The 22,174-nt window shown below is 40.9% G+C and carries 22 protein-coding genes and 3 tRNA genes; 14 read left to right on the plus strand and 11 right to left on the minus strand.

Features of this window, described 5'->3' with window-relative positions:
* The 4 genes from MST18_RS00520 to MST18_RS00535 form a co-directional block, all read right to left on the minus strand.
* Positions 1-1,227 carry an SfnB family sulfur acquisition oxidoreductase gene (locus tag MST18_RS00520; RefSeq protein ID WP_180133311.1) on the minus strand — a complete coding sequence of 409 codons (1,227 nt, stop codon included), beginning with the start codon at positions 1,225-1,227 and terminating at the stop codon, positions 1-3.
* Between the two features lie 399 nt (positions 1,228-1,626).
* Positions 1,627-1,702 (minus strand) — tRNA-Gly (locus MST18_RS00525).
* Positions 1,703-1,748: 46 nt separating this feature from the next.
* A tRNA-Gly gene (locus MST18_RS00530) sits at positions 1,749-1,824 on the minus strand.
* Between the two features lie 47 nt (positions 1,825-1,871).
* Positions 1,872-1,944, minus strand: a tRNA-Gly gene (locus MST18_RS00535).
* 242 nt (positions 1,945-2,186) lie between these two features.
* Between MST18_RS00535 and MST18_RS00540 the strand changes: the two genes are divergently transcribed.
* The 5 genes from MST18_RS00540 (at position 2,187) to MST18_RS00560 (ending at position 5,118) form a co-directional block, all read left to right on the plus strand.
* Complete coding sequence (locus tag MST18_RS00540; RefSeq protein WP_078191519.1) at positions 2,187-2,498, plus strand: BolA family transcriptional regulator; 312 nt, start codon at positions 2,187-2,189, stop codon at positions 2,496-2,498.
* Between the two features lie 8 nt (positions 2,499-2,506).
* Positions 2,507-2,899: a SirB2 family protein gene (locus MST18_RS00545; RefSeq protein WP_180133310.1), complete on the plus strand. Its 393-nt coding sequence runs from the start codon at positions 2,507-2,509 to the stop codon at positions 2,897-2,899.
* A 63-nt stretch (positions 2,900-2,962) separates the two neighbouring features.
* The gene (locus MST18_RS00550) at positions 2,963-3,799 is read left to right on the plus strand and encodes a ParA family protein (RefSeq protein WP_180133309.1); all 837 of its coding nucleotides are present in this window, start codon (positions 2,963-2,965) and stop codon (positions 3,797-3,799) included.
* Between the two features lie 13 nt (positions 3,800-3,812).
* Complete coding sequence (locus MST18_RS00555; RefSeq protein WP_180026158.1) at positions 3,813-4,217, plus strand: hypothetical protein; 405 nt, start codon at positions 3,813-3,815, stop codon at positions 4,215-4,217.
* 307 nt (positions 4,218-4,524) lie between these two features.
* Positions 4,525-5,118 (plus strand): LysE family translocator, encoded by a 594-nt coding sequence (locus MST18_RS00560; RefSeq protein ID WP_180133308.1) that lies wholly within the window; start codon positions 4,525-4,527, stop codon positions 5,116-5,118.
* Positions 5,119-5,137: 19 nt separating this feature from the next.
* On the opposite strand, the gene MST18_RS00565 is transcribed toward MST18_RS00560, so the two are convergent.
* Positions 5,138-5,764, minus strand: a complete 627-nt coding sequence (locus MST18_RS00565) for a DedA family protein (protein ID WP_078191514.1) — start codon at positions 5,762-5,764, stop codon at positions 5,138-5,140.
* Positions 5,765-5,958: 194 nt separating this feature from the next.
* Here MST18_RS00565 and MST18_RS00570 point away from each other — a divergent pair, with 194 nt between their 5' ends.
* The 3 genes from MST18_RS00570 (at position 5,959) to MST18_RS00580 (ending at position 9,323) form a co-directional block, all read left to right on the plus strand.
* Positions 5,959-6,381 carry a DoxX family protein gene (locus MST18_RS00570; RefSeq protein ID WP_078194057.1) on the plus strand — a complete coding sequence of 141 codons (423 nt, stop codon included), beginning with the start codon at positions 5,959-5,961 and terminating at the stop codon, positions 6,379-6,381.
* 212 nt (positions 6,382-6,593) lie between these two features.
* Positions 6,594-8,162, plus strand: a complete 1,569-nt coding sequence (gene guaA / locus MST18_RS00575) for a glutamine-hydrolyzing GMP synthase (RefSeq protein ID WP_078194056.1) — start codon at positions 6,594-6,596, stop codon at positions 8,160-8,162.
* 225 nt (positions 8,163-8,387) lie between these two features.
* Positions 8,388-9,323: a restriction endonuclease gene (locus MST18_RS00580; RefSeq protein WP_078191511.1), complete on the plus strand. Its 936-nt coding sequence runs from the start codon at positions 8,388-8,390 to the stop codon at positions 9,321-9,323.
* Between the two features lie 46 nt (positions 9,324-9,369).
* Here MST18_RS00580 and MST18_RS00585 read toward each other — a convergent pair whose 3' ends face one another.
* From MST18_RS00585 to MST18_RS00595, 3 genes are all read right to left on the minus strand, one after another.
* Positions 9,370-10,704, minus strand: a complete 1,335-nt coding sequence (locus MST18_RS00585) for a GGDEF domain-containing protein (protein WP_257227522.1) — start codon at positions 10,702-10,704, stop codon at positions 9,370-9,372.
* Between the two features lie 143 nt (positions 10,705-10,847).
* Positions 10,848-11,474, minus strand: coding sequence for a GGDEF domain-containing protein (locus MST18_RS00590; protein WP_180133306.1), 627 nt, complete (start codon positions 11,472-11,474; stop codon positions 10,848-10,850).
* Complete coding sequence (locus MST18_RS00595) at positions 11,471-12,022, minus strand: hypothetical protein (RefSeq protein WP_180133305.1); 552 nt, start codon at positions 12,020-12,022, stop codon at positions 11,471-11,473. The genes MST18_RS00590 and MST18_RS00595 overlap by 4 nt, the downstream gene beginning before the upstream one ends.
* Before the next feature lie 392 nt (positions 12,023-12,414).
* Here MST18_RS00595 and MST18_RS00600 point away from each other — a divergent pair, with 392 nt between their 5' ends.
* From MST18_RS00600 to MST18_RS00610, 3 genes are all read left to right on the plus strand, one after another.
* Entirely contained in the window at positions 12,415-13,362 is a 948-nt protein-coding gene (locus MST18_RS00600) for a pirin family protein (RefSeq protein WP_078194052.1), read from the plus strand.
* Between the two features lie 68 nt (positions 13,363-13,430).
* Positions 13,431-13,829 (plus strand): OsmC family protein, encoded by a 399-nt coding sequence (locus MST18_RS00605; protein ID WP_180133304.1) that lies wholly within the window; start codon positions 13,431-13,433, stop codon positions 13,827-13,829.
* Between the two features lie 151 nt (positions 13,830-13,980).
* A complete protein-coding gene (locus MST18_RS00610) occupies positions 13,981-14,658 on the plus strand; it encodes a glutathione S-transferase family protein (RefSeq protein WP_180133303.1) in 678 nt (225 codons plus the stop codon).
* On the opposite strand, the gene phoR is transcribed toward MST18_RS00610, so the two are convergent.
* From phoR to MST18_RS00625, 3 genes are all read right to left on the minus strand, one after another.
* Complete coding sequence (phoR, locus tag MST18_RS00615) at positions 14,655-16,013, minus strand: phosphate regulon sensor histidine kinase PhoR (protein WP_180130820.1); 1,359 nt, start codon at positions 16,011-16,013, stop codon at positions 14,655-14,657. The two genes, MST18_RS00610 and phoR, sit on opposite strands and share 4 nt — an antisense overlap.
* A gap of 23 nt (positions 16,014-16,036) precedes the next feature.
* Positions 16,037-16,747 (minus strand): phosphate regulon transcriptional regulator PhoB, encoded by a 711-nt coding sequence (gene phoB / locus MST18_RS00620; protein WP_078194048.1) that lies wholly within the window; start codon positions 16,745-16,747, stop codon positions 16,037-16,039.
* 229 nt (positions 16,748-16,976) lie between these two features.
* Entirely contained in the window at positions 16,977-17,660 is a 684-nt protein-coding gene (locus tag MST18_RS00625; protein ID WP_111885789.1) for a TetR/AcrR family transcriptional regulator, read from the minus strand.
* A 224-nt stretch (positions 17,661-17,884) separates the two neighbouring features.
* On the opposite strand from MST18_RS00625, the gene MST18_RS00630 reads away from it, so the two are divergent.
* The 3 genes from MST18_RS00630 to MST18_RS00640 all read left to right on the plus strand — a co-directional run bounded on the left by MST18_RS00630 (position 17,885) and on the right by MST18_RS00640 (position 22,165).
* The gene (locus tag MST18_RS00630; protein ID WP_078194047.1) at positions 17,885-18,715 is read left to right on the plus strand and encodes an SDR family oxidoreductase; all 831 of its coding nucleotides are present in this window, start codon (positions 17,885-17,887) and stop codon (positions 18,713-18,715) included.
* 880 nt (positions 18,716-19,595) lie between these two features.
* Positions 19,596-21,077 (plus strand): carbohydrate porin, encoded by a 1,482-nt coding sequence (locus tag MST18_RS00635; RefSeq protein ID WP_180133302.1) that lies wholly within the window; start codon positions 19,596-19,598, stop codon positions 21,075-21,077.
* Between the two features lie 32 nt (positions 21,078-21,109).
* Entirely contained in the window at positions 21,110-22,165 is a 1,056-nt protein-coding gene (locus MST18_RS00640; RefSeq protein ID WP_180133301.1) for an ABC transporter substrate-binding protein, read from the plus strand.
* Positions 22,166-22,174: the final 9 nt, after the last annotated feature.

Here is a 22,174-nt window from a genome sequence, read left to right on the forward strand (position 1 = left end):
TTAAATCCACGCATGGCGTGCAGGTAATTTATGATTTAAGTAATAGTCGCCTAAGGTATGCAGCTTCCAGCGCACAGGATCATGTAAGGTGTGTACTCGGGCATTGCGCCAGTGTTGATCAAGGTTATGGGCACTCAAACTTGCACGGCTGCCGCCTAATTCAAGGAGTTTTTCAGAGATCTGTAAGGCTGCATCATTGGCATAGATTTTAGCTTCAGCGACACGAATCGAAGCTAGAGCGGCTTGTTGTTCACTCACCTGATCAAGCTGATCTAATTCATCGAGGTAATCTGCGGCTTCATCTAAAAGTAAAATCGCAGCATCCAATAAAACTGCAGATTTCCCCACTTCTTGTAGGGTGTAGGGCTCAAAACTGGCTTTCTCAACTTGTGCATCCACAATCGGACGGGCTTTTTGTACCGCAGAAAGGGTGTCTGCAAAGGCAGCTTCCGCAATCCCGACATCAATCGCGACTTGCATCAATTGTGAAAAGGCACCTCGATACGTTGGCCCTGCAGAAAGCTTACGTTCATCAAAAATTAATAGGGGGTCTACTGCCACATGGTTTAGTTTGACGGTGCCACTAGACGTTGTACGCTGACCAAAACCATTCCAGTTATCAATCACTTCTACGCCTGTAGCGTGTCGATCAATGATGGTCAGGACAACATGACCTTCAGGGTGAACGGCTTTAATCGCCAACCAATCTGCAAAACTACTGCCGGTTGAATAGAACTTTTCACCATTAACAACATACTTTCCATTTTCAATGCGCAGCGTTGTGTTTAAGGTTTTAGTGTCTTTAGTGTTGCGCTCTGGCCCACCATTAGCTAAACGTTTTCCCTGTAAAATTTCATTAAAAATAAAGGCTTTTTGTTCATCCGTTCCCATGAGGTCAATCATAGATAGCAAGGCAATTTGGTTTTGTGGAATTTGGCCCACGCTAGAATCTGCTTTGTTGATAATGCGAAAAACCTGCGCCAGCGTCTTGTTTGATACGTAGGCACCGCCAAATTTTTTGGGAATACGAATGCCGCCTAAACCTTTCTGACTGAATAAGTCGATTTCTGCAAAAGGCAGTAGGCGGTTCTGATCACGTTCATTTCGACCTTCCAAAGCAAAATCGGCAACGTGATACGCTGCATGAATTGCTTCTAAATCATTTTCAATAACATGAATATTTTCAGAGATTAAATGAGACATAATGACACCTTTAATAGATATCAAAACGCTACTCGTAAATGCGTGATTCTTTAAATGATGGATTATTCTTAACTTAGCAAAATGTCTTTTTAGCATTTAATCTGCATAAAAATTCTGCAAATTAGATAAAATAAGTGTTTGATTTAAAACAATAGATGTAGGGAAAACAACAAGAGGATTGATGATGAAAATCTGGTGTTAGCAACTTTGTAGATATTCAACTTTAAAAATAATATATCTAAGACAGGGGCTTAGCTGTTTTTTTTAATACTTTTTATTAATGGTGATCAATCAGCTTGAACTCCAATAGATGCTCAATATCATAGAGCTATGCAAAGATTAAAAAAGGGCTATAAATTGATTCAGATGTTTTTCAATCTGCAATAAAAAAGCCCCCATCTTTCGATGAGGGCTTTTTGAATTTGGAGCGGGAAAGGAGACTCGAACTCCCGACCCCAACCTTGGCAAGGTTATGCTCTACCAACTGAGCTATTCCCGCGGAGTCTATCCTGTTTTTTTACTAAAAAACTGAATCGAAAAAAATTTGGAGCGGGAAAGGAGACTCGAACTCCCGACCCCAACCTTGGCAAGGTTATGCTCTACCAACTGAGCTATTCCCGCGGAGTCTATCCAATTTTTTAAATAAAAAACCGAATGAAAAAATTTTGAGCGGGAAAGGAGACTCGAACTCCCGACCCCAACCTTGGCAAGGTTATGCTCTACCAACTGAGCTATTCCCGCATAGCCACGTATAATACATTAAGGATTTTTCAGGTCAATAACTTTATGAAAAACTGTGCATCGTTTGCATAAAATAAAAACAATTTGTTTGAAAATTGGAAGATTTTTGCAGGTCGAAGGCTTCCATTTTGATGAAATCATGCAATTCAGATGGTTTCAGCAACTTTGCGACACAAGAACTTGAACAAATACAGGCTATACTAAGACCAGTTGAACCTTTTTTTGAATTTGGGAGAGCCGTTTTGAGTTTAGAACAGCAATTAATTGAGCGTCTACAGACATTAGCGCCTACACATCTTGAAGTGGTGAATGAGTCCGCAGGTCATGGAGGTTATTTCCCAGGTAAAGAGTCGCATTTTAAAGCAGTGATCGTGAGTGAGGCATTTGCAGGTTTGCGTTTGGTGCAACGTCATCAAAAAGTCTATGCCGCAGCCGGTGATTTACTTAGTCCGGGGCAAATTCATGCCTTGGCCATTCATGCGTTTTTACCCGAAGAATGGAAAGGTCAAGACACCACTAGCCCTGAATGTGCGCATGCACCTAAGTCATCTTAAGGTGAGCCATGGAAACGCAATTAATCATTAAAATCATTCATATGTGTGGTGTGGCTTTAGGCTGTGCTGCCATTTTCATTCGTGCTTTTACGTTGTTTAAAGGGACGCAGGGCAATTTACCCAATCCGGCAGGGCGGAAGTTTTTTGTTGCTTTGCAACATGGCTCAATGACATTAATTGCCGTGACTGGAATTATCTTATTGTTTATGAAGAACTTTGATGTGCAGCCATGGTTCTATGCCAAAGTTGTGCTGTTTTTGGTGCTGCTGTCTTCTTTATCTAAAGCGTATAAAAAAGATGACAGTGTATTATTGGTTCAGCGCCGTGCGGGCTTATTTATTGCAGCTGTTGCACTTATTTTCATCATTACATTGGTTATAATCAAACCAGTTTTTGGATAAATGGCTTATCCACATGGCCGATTTCAAGGCTTGAGTAGAAAAACAAAGATTAGAGGGTTTTGAATGTGTACGCGTGTGGTATTTAACCAAAAAGGTGGTGTGGGGAAATCGAGTATTACGGTCAATTTAGCTGCGATAAGCGCGCACCAAGGTTTAAAAACTTTGGTGATTGACCTCGACCCTCAAGCCAATTCAAGTCAATATTTGTTGGGGGATGATGCGACGTACTCAGCAGATAAGCCCGCACTTGAACCCAATATTGAAAATTATTTTGAAGAAGTCTTGGGGACGCAACAAAGTAAAGGTTTGTTGGGAAATGCCATTGGTTCGATTTTAAAAAATCGTACTAAAGGTCTAGAAAGCTATGTACATCAATCACCGTTTAAAAATTTAGATGTGATTCCTGCCAGTCCAAATTTAGGCGCGTTGGCACATGCCTTAGAATCTAAGCATAAAATTTACAAACTGCGTGATGCTTTGCAGCAGATGAGCGGTCAATATGATCGAGTGTTTATTGATACACCGCCTGCCTTTAACTTTTTTACTTTATCTGCGTTGATTGCGGCAGATCGCGTGCTGATTCCATTTGACTGTGACGTGTTTTCAAAACGTGCCTTACAGACCCTGATCGAAAATGTGTTGGAAACGCAGGATGATCATAATGATCGTTTGGAAATTGAAGGCATTGTGGTCAATCAATTTCAAGCACAGGCGAAGTTACCACGTGAAGTTGTACAACAACTCAAAGATGAAGGTCTTCCTGTCTTGGAGAGCATGTTACCGCCTTCGGTGCTGATGAAAGAATCTCATCATAAAAATCAACCTTTAATCCATTTGGCTGCAGATCATAAATTGACGCAAGCCTATCAATCATTGTTCAATGAAATTGAGCAAAAGTAGTATCGAGAAAAGTATGAATGCACTTAAATGTGGTCTAGTTGCTTTCACTGCTGTTGTATTGGGTGCATGTGCAAGTACGCCTAAACCAAGCTATGTTTCACCTACACAGTATCAGTCTTTGAGTTGCCAACAATTGCAAAGTGAATACAACCGAATCCACGACTATATTCAAAATGGTGTAGAAACACCGAAGCGCACAGGCGTTGGTGTGGGTGTTGGCCTCGGTGGTGGCTGGGGCAGCCGTGGAGGTTGGGGAATTGGTCCGAGTATTTCGGTCAATATGGGACAATCTTCAAATACCAAACGTACCGAACTTTCACGCGTTCTAGGTGAGCAAGAAGCGATTGTACAGGCAGCAAAATTTAAGGGTTGTCCGATTATCGTTCGCACAAATTCGGCTACTGCAGCAAAATCATAAACGGATCATGAGCAGAGGCTTAGGCCTGTGCTATGAGAAAAGTGTAATAAAATTTGTCAGTAGGCGAGGCGTCTACTGGCATTTTTTTTGAGTCAAATAAACTGCACTATTTAGAGCCAATAAAATATTTAAATATATGAAAAAATTAAATTAAATATTATTCGTAAATTTTAATACCTCCTACTGGTCTTGAACATTCAGCGTGAGTGCATTGACTTGTACAAGGATAAAACTGACCTAGCGCGTACTTGTTTTTTTAAATTCATTTCGGCTAAGGTGTGCGCTTTGAAAAATTGTCTGGGTATTTATGATTGAGAGTTGGCTTTTTGTATTTGCAATGATTGCGGTGATGATGACGCCGGGACCTAGCAATGCACTAATGGCAAGCTCTGCACATCAACAAGGTATTGCAAAGACGTGCATGCTGATTCCTGCAGAATTATTGGGCTATTTCTATGCCATTAATTTGTGGGCGTTGATTATTCATTTAAGCGCTCCAGTGTGGCCGAATTTAATTCACTTACTGCATTTTCTCAGTATTGCCTATGTTTTATGGTTGGCTTTTCATTTGTGGAAATCGACGCATTTACATCAGTACAATCAAAAACATCCTTCAATTCAACCACGTGAATTATTCATTTCCTCGTTAAAAAATCCGAAAGCCTTGCTTTTTGCTGCAGGTATTTTCCCGATTGAAACTTGGGTAAGCCCATTAAATTTTATTTTGGTTTTCGCTGTATTTAGTGTGGTTTTGCTGCCTGTTGCGTTGTTTTGGATGTCATTTGGACGGACGATTTTGGCGGGTAAGACTCAAAAAATTAAGGCCGATCTTCTGTATAAAGGATCGGCCCTGATGCTGATTTTATGTATGTTCCCTGTGGTTTTGCGCTTTTTTGCTTAAAGGTGTTCACCACATCGGTTTATTTCTTTAATTTTGCTCGAATAAAACCAATCACACCCGGTAAAACACTAATAATAATGATGCCAAAGATCAGATGGGTGAAGTTATCTTTCACGATTGGCATATTGCCAAATAAATAACCTAAAGTGATAAATGAGCCAACCCAGCAAATCGCACCAATCATGTTAAAAGTCAGGAAGTACTTGTAGTTCATGCTGCCTGCACCTGCGACAAAAGGCGCGAAGGTTCGTGCAAAAGGAATAAAGCGGGCAAAAATAATGGTTTTACCACCATGTTTTTCAAAGAATTTTTGCGTATTCACCAAATGTTGACGGTTAATGAAGCGTGATTCAATTTCAAAGACACGTGGGCCAATATATTTACCAATATGGTAGTTCAGCGTGTCGCCCAAGACTGCCGCTATAAATAGCAAAATCACCAAAACCCACGGATCCATGGCACCTGTTGACGCAGCGAGCGCGCCTGCTGCAAACAGAAGACTGTCACCCGGTAAAAAGGGCATGACCACTAAACCGGTTTCAACAAAAATAATCAGGAACAGAATTGCATAAATCCATACGCCATAATTGGTAATGAACTCGAGTAAATGGTCATCAACATGTAGTATAAAATCAATCAGTTCCATGGGGCGTATATACGTAAAATAGTGGTCTGATGCTATCAGTCTGGGGCAGCAAAGTCAGTATTAAAACGTAATTAATTATCAATAAAATCGTTCTATATATGAAATGATGAGTATTATAAAAGCATATTTAAAGAGAATAAGAAACGACCTAATCTAAGCACATCTTTTGAACAGTATTAAAAATAGGTTTCAGTATGTTTAATCCAAATCTAGTGGTGAAAAATCTAAGTCAACAGCCTCAAATCAATGCAGTGATCAGTCTCGTTGCACGTATTTTGATGGCTTATATTTTTATTGTGGCAGGTTGGGGCAAAATTACGGCTTACACTGCAACCGCAGGTTATATGGAGTCAATGGGTGTACCGGCAGGGCTACTTCCAATCACCATTTTAGTTGAGTTGGGTGGTGGCTTAGCTTTATTGTTTGGTTTTCAAGCACGTTTTGCGGCATTAGGTCTAACCGTATTTAGTTTAATCACTGCATTTTTATTTCATGGCGGTGCAGAAGATGGCATTAACTTTATGAAAAACTTGGCGATGTCTGGCGGCTTATTATTTCTCATGCTGCATGGTGCTGGTCAATTTAGTTTTGATCATTGGATTGAAAAATCAAAATAAAGTTGTCATGAGTCCGAGCATCCATCAAAGCGGCCTTCTGCCGCTTTTTTCATGTCTACCGCTGATTGAAAGCGGATGGGTAAAGTCCTGAAATGTGTTGTAAAAAACACCGTTTGGCTTGGGATTTTTGCCCCTGTCCGAATAGTGTGCGAAAGTCCAAGAAAAATGTTAGAATACGGCGCTTATATTCGTTGCCTGCATAGTTGTTTGCCATGACTACCAATACCCAAATTACTGAAGACCGTATCCTGATTTTGGATTTCGGTTCTCAATATAGTCAGCTTATTGCACGTCGTGTACGTGAAGCTGGTGTTTATTCAGAAATGTACGCATTTGATATGTCTGAAGAAGACATTCGTGCATTTAACCCAAACGGGATCATTCTTTCAGGTGGTCCAGAAAGTGTTCATGAAGAAGGTAGTCCGCGCGCACCACAAGTTGTATTTGAACTTGGTGTACCTGTTTTAGGTATTTGCTATGGTCTACAAACCATGTCAGAACAGCTTGGCGGTAAAGTTGAGCCAGGTACTGTACATGAATTCGGTTATGCAGAAGTTGATATTAAAGTCCGTGATGCTTTAATTGGTGATCTTGAAGATACCAAAGACCAATTAAAAGTATGGATGAGTCATGGCGATAAAGTGACTCAAATTCCTGAAGGTTTCCAAATCACTGCCAGCACACCAAGCTGCCCAGTAGCGATGGTTTCTGATGAAAAACGTCGTTTCTACGGTATCCAATTCCACCCAGAAGTAACACACACTGCAAAAGGTGCTGAGTTATTGTCTAACTTCGTACATGGCGTATGTGGTTGCCGTAACTTGTGGAACTCAGAAAACATCATCGATCTTCGCGTAGAACAACTTCGTGAGCAAATTGGTGATCAAAAAGTTCTATTGGGTCTTTCAGGCGGTGTCGATTCATCGGTTGTAGCTGCACTTTTACACCGTGCGATTGGCGACCAATTGACTTGCGTATTTGTAGATAACGGTTTACTTCGTTTGAACGAAGGCGAGCAAGTGATGGATATGTTTGCGAAAAACATGGGTATCCGCGTGATTCGTGCCGACGCTGAAAATCGCTTCTTAACAGCACTTGCTGGTGAAGTTGATCCAGAGAAAAAACGTAAAATCATCGGTCGTGAATTCATTGAAGTGTTTGCTGAAGAAGCACGTAAGCTTGACGGTGTGAACTTCCTTGCTCAAGGTACCATTTACCCAGACGTAATTGAATCTGCGGCAAGCAAACAAGGTAAAGCGCACGTGATTAAATCACACCACAACGTGGGTGGTTTACCAGAAGATTTAGCATTCGAATTGGTTGAGCCAATCCGTGATTTGTTCAAAGATGAAGTTCGCCGTTTAGGTACAACACTTGGTCTTCCATTTGAAATGCTTTACCGTCATCCATTCCCAGGCCCAGGTCTAGGTGTACGTATCCTTGGTGAAGTGAAAAAAGAATATGCTGACATCCTTCGTCTAGCAGATGACATCTTCATGCAAGAACTTCGCGCAAGCGGCTGGTATGACAAAACTGCGCAAGCATTTGCTGTATTCCAACCTGTGAAATCTGTGGGTGTCGTAGGTGATGGCCGTCGTTATGCATGGGTGATCGCGCTTCGTGCTGTAGAAACGGTGGACTTTATGACTGCACGTTTTGCACACCTTCCTTATGATCTTGTAGACAAGATTTCTACACGTATCATGAACGAGATTGCAGAAGTTTCTCGTGTTGTTTATGACGTATCGTCTAAACCACCTGCTACGATTGAATGGGAGTAATTTAGGGATTTCAAGAAGCGAAGCTTCTTGCCTAAATTACGCCAAGAGCTACGCTCGCGGCAGTTTTGGATTTCAGGAAACAACGTTTCTTGCCTAAATTACACCGAGAGCTATGCTTGAGGTTATTTAGGGAAACCTAAATATTTCTAATAAAAAAAGGACGCTTCAGCGTCCTTTTTTTTGTTTATAATTATGAAAAATACTATTTTAAAAAGAGCAAGTTAAATGTCATTGCCTACATACGATCAGTTGATGCTTCCATTAATGAAACTTTTAGCAGAACAAAAAGAGGCAATAAAATTAAGTTCTGCCACAAAAATTTTAGCTGAAAGATCTGGGTTATCTGAAGCTGATTTAAATTTAAGGCTATCTAGTGGTACAAAAACAGTATTTTATGATCGTGTTGGCTGGGCGAAAACATATTTGGTTAAAGCAGGTTTGATACAACAACCATCACGTGGTCTTTGTGAATTAAGTACTTTAGGTTGGTCTATTGATTTGTCCAGCTTATCCAATATAACTAATCAGTATTTGATGCAGTTTGAAGGGTTTTCTGATTATAAAATTGGTTCTAACCATAATAAAAATATTCAAAATCTAGTTCTAATAGAAGAGCATGCTACATCTATTCAAACAGAACATTTGACGCCTGCAGAAATAATCGAACAATCATCAAAGGAGCTTAATCAAACAATTAAAGATGAGCTATTAAATAAAATTAAAAGTAATTCACCCAAATTCTTTGAGCAATTAGTTGTCGATTTGTTGGTAATAATGGGGTATGGCGGTTCACATCAAGACGCAGCCCAAGCAATAGGTAAAACCAGTGATGGCGGCATTGACGGTATTATCAGTGAAGATCGTTTAGGTTTAGATAAAATATATATTCAAGCTAAACGTTGGGAAAATACGGTGGGGCGCCCTGACATTCAACAGTTTAAGGGAGCTTTGGCTGATCAAGTGGCGAAAAAGGGCGTATTTATTACTACTTCTTGTTTTAGTAAAGAAGCAATTGAGTCAGCAAAGAAATCAGGCATTGTTTTAATTGATGGAGACAAGCTTACATCTCTCATGATTGAATTTGGCTTGGGTATTCAAATTGAAAGAAGTTTCCATATTTATAAAATAGATCAAGACCGTTTTGATGAAGATAGTTTTTAAATAAACTTAAAGGACGCCTCGGCGTCCTTTTTTATATCTCAACATTCTATTTATAAACAATTGACCAACTACTATCGCTTTTATTATTCGGTTCAGCTTTAGGCTTTGCTTTATGGGTAAAGCTTTGCCAAGACTTCGTTGATTTACGTTCGGGTTTCATGCTTGAATCATAGCGCTCTACACGGTTACGGCCATTTTCTTTTGCCTGATACAGGGCAATATCCGCTTGCTTAATCAGTTCAGTTAAATTTTGCTTATGTGATTTAAGCTGTGAAACACCAATGGAAACGGTAAATTGGATCGAGTGATTTGCGACATTCAGCAAAGATTGATTTTGAAGCGTTAAACGAATACGTTCCGCGATCAACATTGCATCTTGTATTTGCGTTTCAGACAGAAGCACAATAAATTCTTCACCACCAAAACGAGCCAAGACATCTTTTTGGCGCATTTCTTTTCGGGTGGTTTCAGCGATACATTGCAGTACTTGGTCACCAACATCATGCCCGTAATTATCATTAATATGTTTAAAATGATCGACATCAAACATCAATAAGCAAGTACTTGCAGGCGTTGGCCATTCATGAATACGGTGCTCAGCCAACTGAACAAACTGACGACGGTTGTATAACTGGGTGAGCTCATCTGTATGCGCTAAATTTTTCAGTGTATGCATATTCCAGTCATCAAGCAGGGTACGTAAAAAATGACGACGTGCATTGAGTGTATTGTTCCAACTCATATGCAGGCTGATCATCCAAACAGGAATAGACACCACCACAAAAATCAGTGCTTCTTGCCATGATAAAAGCTGACTCACCGCAAAAAATACCAATAGCGAAATGAGACCCGAACAATACAAGGCTGGCTTAAATTGTGTTTGTACGCAGACATTGGCAATTAAGATAAAGATCGCTGCACCATAGATATAGGACGAGACCATTGGGCTATCTGAAGCCAATAATAAGCCAATCCAAATCGCGGTGCTACAGACCGTCCCAATCGGTAAGATCATGTCGAGCACACGAATATCTTTTTTGTATTTAAACAGATAGAAGCTGACCAATAGGGCAGCAATAATCATGGCCACTCGAGAAAGACCTGACCAAAAGAACATGTCAGGGATAATAAAAATGTCAGCAAAGAAATAAAGAAGAAACGTAATCTGCGCCATGTAATTCACTTGACGTAAATAAGGTAACTGATGGGCATACTGATGTTGTAGAAAATAGTTTCTAAACTGCGTAGGAATACGTGCAAAAGGATCTGCAATGGCTTGTTCAATCTCGGCACGATTGGCAAGATCACACTCAGAAAGTTTCAAAGTATGATTATGATTTTTACGAACTTCCTGAGCAGACGAATTAGTCCGAGAACTCATTCGTACATCAACAGACATGTCCCTTCTCCATAAATGGCTTAGGAAAATTATGAATAAAAAATATACAAAAATATCTACCTGAAACTAGGGATTTTTCGAATGAATGATAAAAAATCGTCTGATGAATGTTACAAAATATATTATTAACTTGCTGTTTTATAAGTTGAAATTTGATTTCTTCCTGCAGATTTTGCTTGGTAAAGTGCCTGATCGGCCATGCGAATTACACTTTGTAAATCTCGGTTTTTTTGACCAAATTCGGCAACACCAATTGAAACGGTAAATTTAAGTTTTTGTAGTGTATCAAGTTCTAAATAATCATCGGCTATTGCCCGTCGTAGACGTTCCGCAATATCTTGAGCCTGACGCAAGTGTGTCTGCGGTAAAAGAATAATAAATTCTTCACCACCGAAGCGGGCAATGATGTCTTGGCTACGTAAAGTATGTCGGCACGTTTCGGCAATTTGTTGTAAAACATGATCACCAATATAGTGCCCAAACTGATCATTAATATTTTTAAATTTGTCGACATCAAAAATCAGTAATGAAAGCGGCTGTAACGGTTTGGACTGATGATGAATATGATAATTGGCAAGTTGAATAAATTGACGGCGATTGTTTAAGCCGGTCAGCACGTCGGTATGCGCCATAATATTGAGCGCTTCACGGTTCAACTGATCGAGTTTACTGTGTAAAAATACAATTCTGGATTTTTGCGTTGAATTCCAACTGATATACAAACTAAATAACAACACGGGCGAATAGATCAAGATAAACAGTTGCAGTTGATGGATATTGCCAGAAATGGCGAAATATACCCAATCAGTAAAATTAGACTGATACACAGAGAAATGAGCACAGCAGCCTTAAAGCGGATTTGCACACATAAATTGGCTAACACAATAAAAACCAAAGATGCATATAAATAGATCGGCACATCGGGGCTATTGGATAAATTGAGTAGGCTAAACCACAGCGCAGAAGCACCAACGATCGATAGGGGAAGCATCAAGTCAAAGAGTAAAATGCTCTTACTATATGTATAAATGCCCCATGTGATGCCCATCATCAGTAAGGTATAGGCCGTTTTTAAGCCTATCGCGAGCAAACCCACATCGGGCAACATAAACCAATCCGCTATGGCATAAGAGAGATAGGCCAATTGTGCAACAATGTTGACTTGCAAAAAGAATTTAAAAAGTTGATGACGATGATAGTGGAAAAATTCTTGACGAAATTGAGCAGGAACGCGAACAACGGTTCCTTTCAAGGCATTTTGGATCAGTGCACGTGATTCTTTCTTATACTCTTTGATCATGCAAGATTACCGACGGGTGAGCATGGTTTGTATGTAAGTTTGTGTAACTCAAATAATCTATATTATTTTTATTTAAAATTAAACACGTTATTTCAATGATTTGTGAATTATTTGGTATTGTTCGGTCAAAAGTGAGTGTTAATTTGTGTTACTTAAATTTACATTTCACGTGATCTGAACAAGTAATTTTGCATTGGGTATTGTCTAAATAAGCATCAATAACTGTTATGCTGTATGTCATATTAGGCAACAAAAAAACGATTGTCCTATCTCTGTGATTCAGCGTATTAATGACAGCTGAAGAAGATTGAGTTAATGCAGATATAATGGAAAAAATGCATAGCTCTAGCCGATAGTCCTTGCATCGGCTTAGCCAAATTTAGGGTAAGAATATGACCAATACCAATTACACAGAAATATCTCATTCCGACGATTGTGAAAAATACGTCAATCAGTTCATTCAAGAATTTCCACTGCGCCGTGCTGAAATTGGTCAAGGCACAGTGATAAAACGTGCTTTACCGAGTCGTCATAAACGAATGATTGGTGCATGGTGTTTCCTTGACCATGCCGGTCCAGTGCATTTTCCGCAAGGTGATGGCTTAGATGTTGGGCCGCATCCACATATTGGTTTGCAAACGTTTACCTGGATGATTGATGGCACCATGATGCATACCGACAGTTTGGGCACACATCAGTTAATTCAGCCCAAACAAGTCAATCTCATGACGGCGGGTTATGGTATTTCGCATACTGAGGTTGCTCCAGAATCTGAAACGCAAATGCATGCTGCGCAACTTTGGATTGCATTGCCAGATGACAAAATCAATATGGCGCCCCAGTTTGACCATTACCCAGAGTTGCCTGTGGTGACACAAGACGGGATTGAATTGACGGTATTGGTGGGTGAATTTTTACAGACTAAATCGCCGGTAAAAGTACATAGTGAATTATTGGGTGTCGATCTGCGTAGTTCGGAAAGTCAAAGTACCGTCCTGCCGCTCAATCCAAAATTTGAATATGGCTTTATGGCCCTCGAAGGGACTGCCAGTATCAATGGTCACGAGCTAAATGAAGACAATATGGTGGTACTTGAGCCGGGCTTAACCCAAGTCAAAATTGACCTACATGCAGGTGGCCGTGTTTTATTATTAGGAGGTGAACCTTTTGAATCACCGATTTTGCTGTGGTGGAATTTTGTGGGGCGCACACAAGAAGAATTGAATATTGCCCGTGAGCAGTGGATTAATCAGGACGAACGCTTTGGCTCTATTCCAGACTATGATGGTCCACGACTAGAAGCACCGGCTTTCCCTGATAAAATGCGTCCATCACGTTAACTTAAAAATAAAAATGAACAGCCGTACCTGTGGTGAAAATGGTGCGGCATAACCATGAGGGAGTCATTATGGGTATCGTCGCAACGGCAACAGTAAACACCTTACAAGCACCGTGGTCAGGTGAAATTCAGAGTGGAAAACATCAACTTATTACCGATAAGCCCGAATCATTTGGCGGCGGGGACTTAGGTTTAGCACCGTATGATTTACTGTGCGCATCTTTAATCTCATGCACCATGATTACCTTGCGCATGTATGCAGCACATAAACAAATCCAATTGGGTGAGTTTCGTGTCGAGGCAGACTTTTGTGCGAACCGTGAAGGAGCTGAATGGGTTGAGCGACGCCTGCATTTTCAAACGTCCTTGGATGCAGAATTAGAGCAAAAAATCTTGTCCATTTGTGAAAAAACCCCAGTGACAAAAACTTTATTGCGCAGTGTAGACATTAAAACTACTCTAGTTTAATTTAAAAGCAGGTCGCTGCTGTACTGTGCAAAATTTAGTTTTGATATAGCCCTAAGCAGTGATCTGACACTTTTTATGATTTAAGTACTTCAAAATAATAATGGCTTGCCAGAAATAAGAAAATTTTAGACTTCATATAGGAGATGAACCCATGCGGGTGCTACATCATCTAGAAAAATCTCGTTCATTTCGTATTTTATGGGCAATGCAGGAATTAGGACTGGATTATCAGGTTCAGTTTTATCTGCGCCAGCCAAATTTGTCTGCTCCCCCTGAGCTTAAAGCCATCCATCCTTTAGGGAAGTCGCCCATATTGCAGGATGATGGACTGGTCTTGGTAGAATCTGCAGCGATCTTGGAGTATTTACAAGAGAAGTATGATCGGCATGATTTTTTTGCAGCCAAGGCGGAACATTCAAAACAACAATATCGCTTTTGGATGCATTATGCCGAAGGTTCTCTAATGCCGTTGTTGGTGATGCAGTTGGTCATGAGCAATGTGCCACGCCATGTACCTTGGGTCATCAAACCCGTAGCTAATCGCATTTGTGATGGGGTCAAAAAAGGTTTTGTACGACCTCGCTTAAAAGAACATATCGAGTTTTTAGAAAAACATTTAGCGGAAAATGAATATTTTGCGGGACCGTTTAGCTTTGCGGATATTCAGATGACGTTTCCATTAGAAGCCGTCATGACCAGAACTCAAGGGCGATATCCACAAATTCAGGCTTTCTTACAACGGATGCAACAGCGTCCTGCATATCGCCGTGCCAAACAACAAGAACAACAGTTGGAAGCACAGCAAGACCGGCAGGATAATTCCGCTTAGCTCACATGATACAAGCGTTCTTTAGGGAAGACTACTTTAAACAGCGAACCACGGTTTTCTTTGGACTCAATTTCAAGGTGTGCCTGATGTTGCATCAAAACGTGTTTCACGATGGCAAGACCTAAACCTGTTCCTCCCGTTTGGCGACTACGTGCGCTATCCACACGGTAAAACCGTTCCGTTAAACGGGGTAAGTGTTTCGGGTCAATCCCGATACCCGTATCTTCAACGGTAAAATAACCATGCGTACCATCATCATGCCACCCAATGGTCACAGTACCGCCTTTGGGGGTGTATTTAATTGCATTGGTGATGAGGTTACTAAAGGCACTTGCCAATTCCATATCTGATCCGATCAGGTCACAGTGACTATCAATCTCGAGATTCAGTGTATGTCCATAATCCACATTGTAAGCATGTGCATCGTCATATAGTTGGTTCATTAGGCTGGGCATTTCAATGATTTGATTTTTAGCAACTTTTTTATCATTTTCCAGACGAGATAATAATAACAAGTCATTAACCAAAGCATTCATACGGCGGGTTTGAGACTGCATTTGATCGAATGCGCGTTTCCAGCGTGGATTTAAATCTTCCTGATCGGTAAAGGTTTCGATATAGCCACTTAAAACCGTAAGTGGTGTGCGTAGCTCATGTGAAATATTATCGACAAAGTCTTTACGCATTTGCTCAAGGTTATGCATGCGCGTGACGTCATAAGCCACCAATAAACGACTTTCGCGACCAAAACGGGTTAATTTGACTTGTACATAATGGTCTTCAAGTACCGATGATTTCATTTTTAAACCATCGGGGGCTAAATCGATATTGGTAAAGTATTCGATAAAACTAGGCTGTCTTAAAATACTTAAAATATTGCGCCCTTGATCAAGCTGTTGAATCCCTAAAAGCTTTTCTGCGGCAGGGTTCCACCATTCGATTTGGTGTAATTCATCAATCAATACCACAGCTTCAGCAAGCGCCACCAAGGAAGATTGAGCGCGGTCAATTAGGCCGACCATTTCAGCTTGTACGATGCGTTCTTGACGCTGCGCACGGTATACATTAAAGAGTAAAGCCCCCCAAATACCGTCTAAATTTGGCGGGACATCATAGGGACGATTTGAAATCCATTCGTTAACCAAGTACAGCGAACGCATTTGCAATGCAAAGAACACTGCAAAGGCAACTAAGATGCAGATCCATAAGTACCCTATACCAAAGCCGATGAGTGCAGCAATGAGCAGGAAAAATGCCAGCAGTCTTAAATCCTGCTTGGCAAAAGTCCATAAACTGCTGTAACGGAATTTTTTATGTTCACTGGCAAGTTCAGGGACGGGATACGGTTCGTACATAGAAAATTAAAGACCTAAAATGACTAACCCATCACAGCGTCTGCACGGGTAGAGAAACGGTAACCTGTACCACGAACAGTTTGCACATAACGATCGGCTTGGAAAGGTTCAAGAACTTTACGCAAACGACGAATATGCACGTCAATGGTACGGTCCTCAATATACACGTTTCCACCCCAAACCTGATCTAATAATTGAGCACGGGTATAGGCACGTTCAGGATGAGTCATGAAGAAGGCCAGTAGACGATATTCAGTCGGTCCCATATCTAAAATGGTGTTGCCAAAGCTGACACGTTGGCTGACTGGATCGAGGATTAAACCATTGGCATCAATGGTTTTTTCACCACCCAATGCATTTGAGCGACGCAGCACAGCTTTAATGCGTGACACTAACTCACGGGTGGAAAAGGGTTTGGTCATATAGTCATCTGCACCCGCGTCCAGACCTTGGACTTTATGGTCTTCTTCGCCGCGCGCAGTGAGCATGATGACTGGAATTTCTGACAAATTTTCATCGCGTTTTAAACGACGACATAGGTCTACACCACTCACGCCGCCAGGCATCATCCAATCTAATAAAATCAGTGCAGGACGCTGATCCACAATCATTTGGTGCGCTTGTTTGGCATCTTCAGCTTGCTGACATTGAAAACCAGCCATATCCAGTGAAGTATGGATCATTTCCCGAATCGGGAGTTCGTCGTCGACGATTAAAATATAGTCATCTTTCACAGCGCAATACCCTATTTTATGTAAACGGTAGACCGTTTTATATTTATGACAGGCTTATTACAAAGATTAATTATGACAGTATCATTGCAAAAATGATCTTTCATTGGGGTTTAGAAAGAAATTGTGACAATTTAAATCCTGAAATATTCAACAACATGGGCTTTGCATCATGTTGTTGTCATAAAAAAATCATTCAAAAAATTGTAAAGATCAGTGTTGAGCTCAGAATTTATTTCCTGGGTTTTTCAGAAAAAGCATCCAACAAGGCCAAAAAGACCACGCTACATGACGATAAAACTTCATCAATCGGCTGTTTATAACCACTCATGACCCAGCGAATCGCGATTTGGGTGACATAACCATTGAGACCGGTTGCGACCATTGAAATTTCGCGTTCTGAACGATCAATATTCGGCATCATGAGCATGACAAAGGCATGAATCATACGGTCAAAGCGCATCATGGTTTCATGAATTGTGGCTTGGTTATGTAGCTCTTGTACCAACATGGCATCGATGTAAATGATGCGCGCCATACGGGGATTATTTTTTAAAGTTAACAATAGGGCGGTTAAACCCGCTTCAATCATTTTTTTAGAATCGGTAGATGCTTGCATGATGGCTTGCATCACATTTTGTTGCAGTTCATCGATTAATTTTAAAAAGATGGTCTGGAACAGTTGCTCACTTTTCTTAAATGATTCATAAAAATAGCGTTCGGTCAGCTTGGCTTCCAAACAAATATCTTTCACAGTCACTGAAAAAAAGCCATGTGTTCCATAGGCTTCTATACCGGCTTCAATCAGTTTTTCACGTCGCGCTTGCTTACGTTCACTGAGAGAAAGCCCTTTAAATTGACGTTCCTTCACATTTTTTGCCTGTTGTTGTTCTGTGTGATTTGTTGCATCTGTCATGAAAATATACGCTGAACTAAAGCAGAATTTTGTCTTATTTTAGCAATAATTTCAGTTTAAACCTATGTTTAAGCATTGGCGATTTCAACAGCTTAGCACGTCCCAAGATGACATTGACAATATGTATTGTCAAAACTATATTAAGTCGACAAACTGCACACATTGGCAAATGAGATCACTCTGTGATAAAGCCAAGCGGCAGCATAAAGGAATAAGGAATCACAATGAAAAACTTCAAAAATAAAGTGGCTGCCATTACAGGTGCAGGTTCAGGTATTGGTCAGCAATTGGCAGTGCTTTTGGCGAAACAAGGGTGTCATCTGTCTTTAAGTGATGTGAATGAACAGGGGCTTGCGGCAACCGTTGAATTGGTTAAAGCCAGCAATGTACGTGTAACGACGCAAAAACTCGATGTGTCAGACCTTGCAGCAATGAAAGCATGGGCAGCACAGACTGTTAAAGATCATGGTTCGGTGAATATGATTTTTAACAATGCGGGTGTGGCATTGGGTACGACCGTTGAAGGGGCAAGCTACGAAGAGCTGGAGTGGATTGTCAATATTAACTTCTGGGGTGTGGTTTATGGCACCAAAGAATTTTTACCGTATATCAAGCAAAGTGGTGAAGGTCATATCATCAATATTTCCAGCTTGTTTGGCTTAACAGCACAGCCAACACAGTCGGCATATAATGCCACTAAATTTGCAGTACGTGGTTTTACCGAATCTTTACGCCAAGAATTGGATATTGAAAACTGTGGCGTGAGTGCGCTATGTGTACATCCGGGCGGGATTCGTACCAATATTGCCAATGCCGCAAAAATGAATGACAGCTTGAAAAGTTTAGGCATGAACCCACAAAAATCGGCACAATCGTTTAATAAATTCTTGCGTTGTCCACCTGAAGAAGCGGCTCGTCAAATCATTGAAGCAGTACAAAAAGATAAGCGCCGTTTATTGATTGGTAATGATGCAAAAGCGATTGATTTAATTCAACGTTTGCTACCGACGGGTTATCAAAAATTAACTGCCATGGCGACTAAATTTGGTCAATAAGCGGTAATTAAAATCAATTGAAAAGAGCCCACGTCAGTGGGTTTTTTTATGCTCTAGTAATATCAGAAGCACAATTTGATCCAAATAAAAGAACGATACGAGGTAGTGTCATCCGCAATTGTTTGAGACAAGACGACTTTTAATCAAAAATGTTTTTGCGATCCTTTGAATCATTTGATGGTATTGAACGAGTTTTGTCGGTGAGGTGTATTGCACCGCAAGATGGTTTCCTTGCGAAGCACGCTTCTCATTTTGTCGAATGAGAAACAACGTTTCGTAAGAGTACCTCCAGCCGAAGGCTAATCCCGTTATTCAATCCCTAGATGTAAGACTGCATCGAATAGATTTAAAAATCATTTTAAAAATCCAAAATTACTTTTACAGGCGTAACATCAGTTATTAAAAGCCCAAAGCGTATTTCTTATTTCATAAAATGAGATATAAAAATGGAAATAACTGATGATTTGAAATAATCAACTGTTGAATAACCAACAGTTTTTTGGTGTTAAAACCAACAGAATTTATCAGATTTAAATAATAAAACTTTAAAAAATAATTACTTAAAATGTTGGCACAGTTGTTGCCATATTAGAGTGAACAAAACTCACCACTGTATGGAACATTTATGAGTACTTTTACGCATCGATATCTTTCTGCTTTTCGTGTCCTACAACAGGCATGTTGTTGTGCTATGACACTCGCGATGATGCGCGCTTAAATTCTAAAAGCTGTCTTCGAGTTTTGGTCGTGCATAAGTTGAATAAAACCTACGACCACTCAGATTAATTTTTAAAAAACCCACGCAGTACATTCACTTCATGCACCTTGCATGGGGTTGGGGGATTTTGCGCTTTGGGAAAAATGTTAGTGAAACCAAATCATGAAAAAAACCACATTAACCGTTGCGGTCGGACTGATTTTATCCGCAACCAGTCAGCTGAGTTTTGCATCGGATGAAGCACTTCAGCAAGAACTGAGCAGCTTAAAACAACAAATTGAGAGTTTGCAAAAACGCTTAAATGCAGTGGAATCTGGTGCGACGAAAAGTAAAGTCGTCGAAACGGCCGCGGTGACGATAGACGATACGACCAACGTCGCTGATGTTGAAGGTGAAACGCAGGTTTCAGAAGTAACCACAGCAACATCCGAAGATATCGACGGCTTACGTGCAGATATTGAAAACTATAAGTACGATCAGTCACGTCAATATGAACGTCAAACCACCAAATCGACCCGTGACACAACCCTGTATGGCACGGTTCAACTACGTGCCAGTGCGCTCGATGAAACGGGTGTGTTGGGTGCAACCAAATCAACATTTGATATTGGGACTGCGCTGATCGGTGTGCGCGGGAATTTATTTCGTGATTATAACGAAGGCAAAAACCTCGATTATCAATTGTCCTTTGGTTATGGCAAACGCAATGATGGCACTAATAACAGTAACTTTAATTTACTGGATGCCTTTGTTCGCTATAACGCTTTTGCCACCAATGCGGGCCCCGAAACAGCCAAACTCAACTTTACGCTCGGTCAGCAGTTATTGCCCTTTGGTCTAGATGTGCAGTCTCCTGAAGATTTGCGTCCAACCATTAGTACCGCTGCAGCTTCGACCTTTTTAGGACTGTTTAATCGTCAAAATGGATTTATCGTCCGTGGAGATGCCAAACCTTTTGTCGACTTTGCATCGAACTACCGTGCGCCGCTGTTTGAGTATGCCTTAGGGGTAACCAATGGGAATGCCAGTAATAAGGCGGATGACAACAACGGCAAAGATTATATCGGTCGTGTGGCTTTTACCTTGCCAGTGGACTACGCCAGCATTTTCCGTGAGTTGAAGTTTGGGGCCTCTTATATCAAAGGCGAATCGAAAATTTCAGCCGGCGGAATCACTGATAATGCTGCAAAACGCGATCGTTTGGGTTTCGATATTTATTATAACCACGCCCCATTTGGCGTGACCTATGAATATCTGCAAGGCAAGACCGATTATGTCGACACCGTAGCCCAAGACATCAAAGAAGCCAAAGCGGAAGGGCATACTTTTACCGCTTTTTACACCTTGGGCGATCAGTTCTACAACAGTATTAAATCCAATGCCAAATTTGATGATTTCTGGCCAAAGTCAGTCCAAGGCTATTACCGTTTTGACCGCTATAACCCGAATAGAAACAACGCAAGCTATCTCGATACCGCGAGCGGTCGTATTGGTGAATATGACATTCACTCTTTGGGTTTAAACCTATTTTTTGCGCAAACCACAAAATTCCAATTACAGCTGAATCACTACCTGTTTGATGTCGAAACGGCAAATCAAAAAGACACCAATGAGCTGCAAGCTCAAGTTCAGTACACCTTTTAATTCAAAAATTTAAATCATTAAGGACATTCGATATGAATAACTTTTCTAAAAAAATCGCAGCCACATTCTTGGCACTTTCAGCACTTGGTTTAAGTGTTCAATTGCATGCTGCCAATCCCAAAGAAATTCGTATTTCTGTATCAGGCGCGGGTGAGGGGGGTAAACCCAAAGTGGGCGGTAGTTTTGTAGCTACAGCACATTTACGAGGTGTGCTCGAACAAGAATTTAAAAAAGATGGCATTAAGGTGAATTGGCTGTTCTTCCCCGGGGCTGGACCTGCAACTAACGAAGCTTTAGCTAATGGCAAAGTTGACTTTGCATTGCATGGCGATTTGCCCTCATTGGTTGGACGTTCGACGGGATTAAAAACAAAAGTGTTGTTTTCAACAGGGCGTTTTGGCCCAACTTATGTGGTGGTGCCTGCCGGCTCTAATGCCAAATCCTTTGCAGATCTCAAAGGCAAAAAATTCTCCGTCTTTAAAGGCACCAATGGTCAGATCGTCTTTAACCGTGTGTTAGCGAAATACAATTTAACAGAGCGTGATTTACGAGTGATTTCGCAAGATGCATATTCGGCACGTACGGCCTTAGCGACAGGTGATATTGATGCCACGATTACTTCACCATTTAGTTTGCAAGCGCGTGGAGTGGCGAAAACTTTAGTTGAAATTAAAGATCCCAAAGTTGCACCGATTGCGCACTTTTGGGTGACAGAAAGTTTTGAAAAACAATATCCAGAGGTAGTGCAACGTGTCGTGACGACACTGATTAAACAGGCGCAGTGGAGTTCTCAAGAAGCCAACCGTAGTGCGCAATATAAACTCTGGGCTCAAAGTGGCATTCCGTTGGTGGATTATCAAAAAACGTGGGATGGCTGGAATTTAAAAGACCGTACTACACCATTACTCGATGAATTCCATCGTTCACAAATTGACAGTGCTTTAAAAATTGCCAAAGACGCTCGTTTAATCCGTCGTGATGTGGATACCAAAACATGGTATGAGCCGAAGTATCTAAATAATGCCTTGAAAGAGCTGAAGTTAGAGGGTTACTGGCGCCAATTTAATGCTCAAGGTCAACCGAAGTAAGTCGCAGCC

The organism is Acinetobacter sp. YH12068_T (genome assembly GCF_024606005.1).
GTDB lineage: Bacteria > Pseudomonadota > Gammaproteobacteria > Pseudomonadales > Moraxellaceae > Acinetobacter > Acinetobacter amyesii.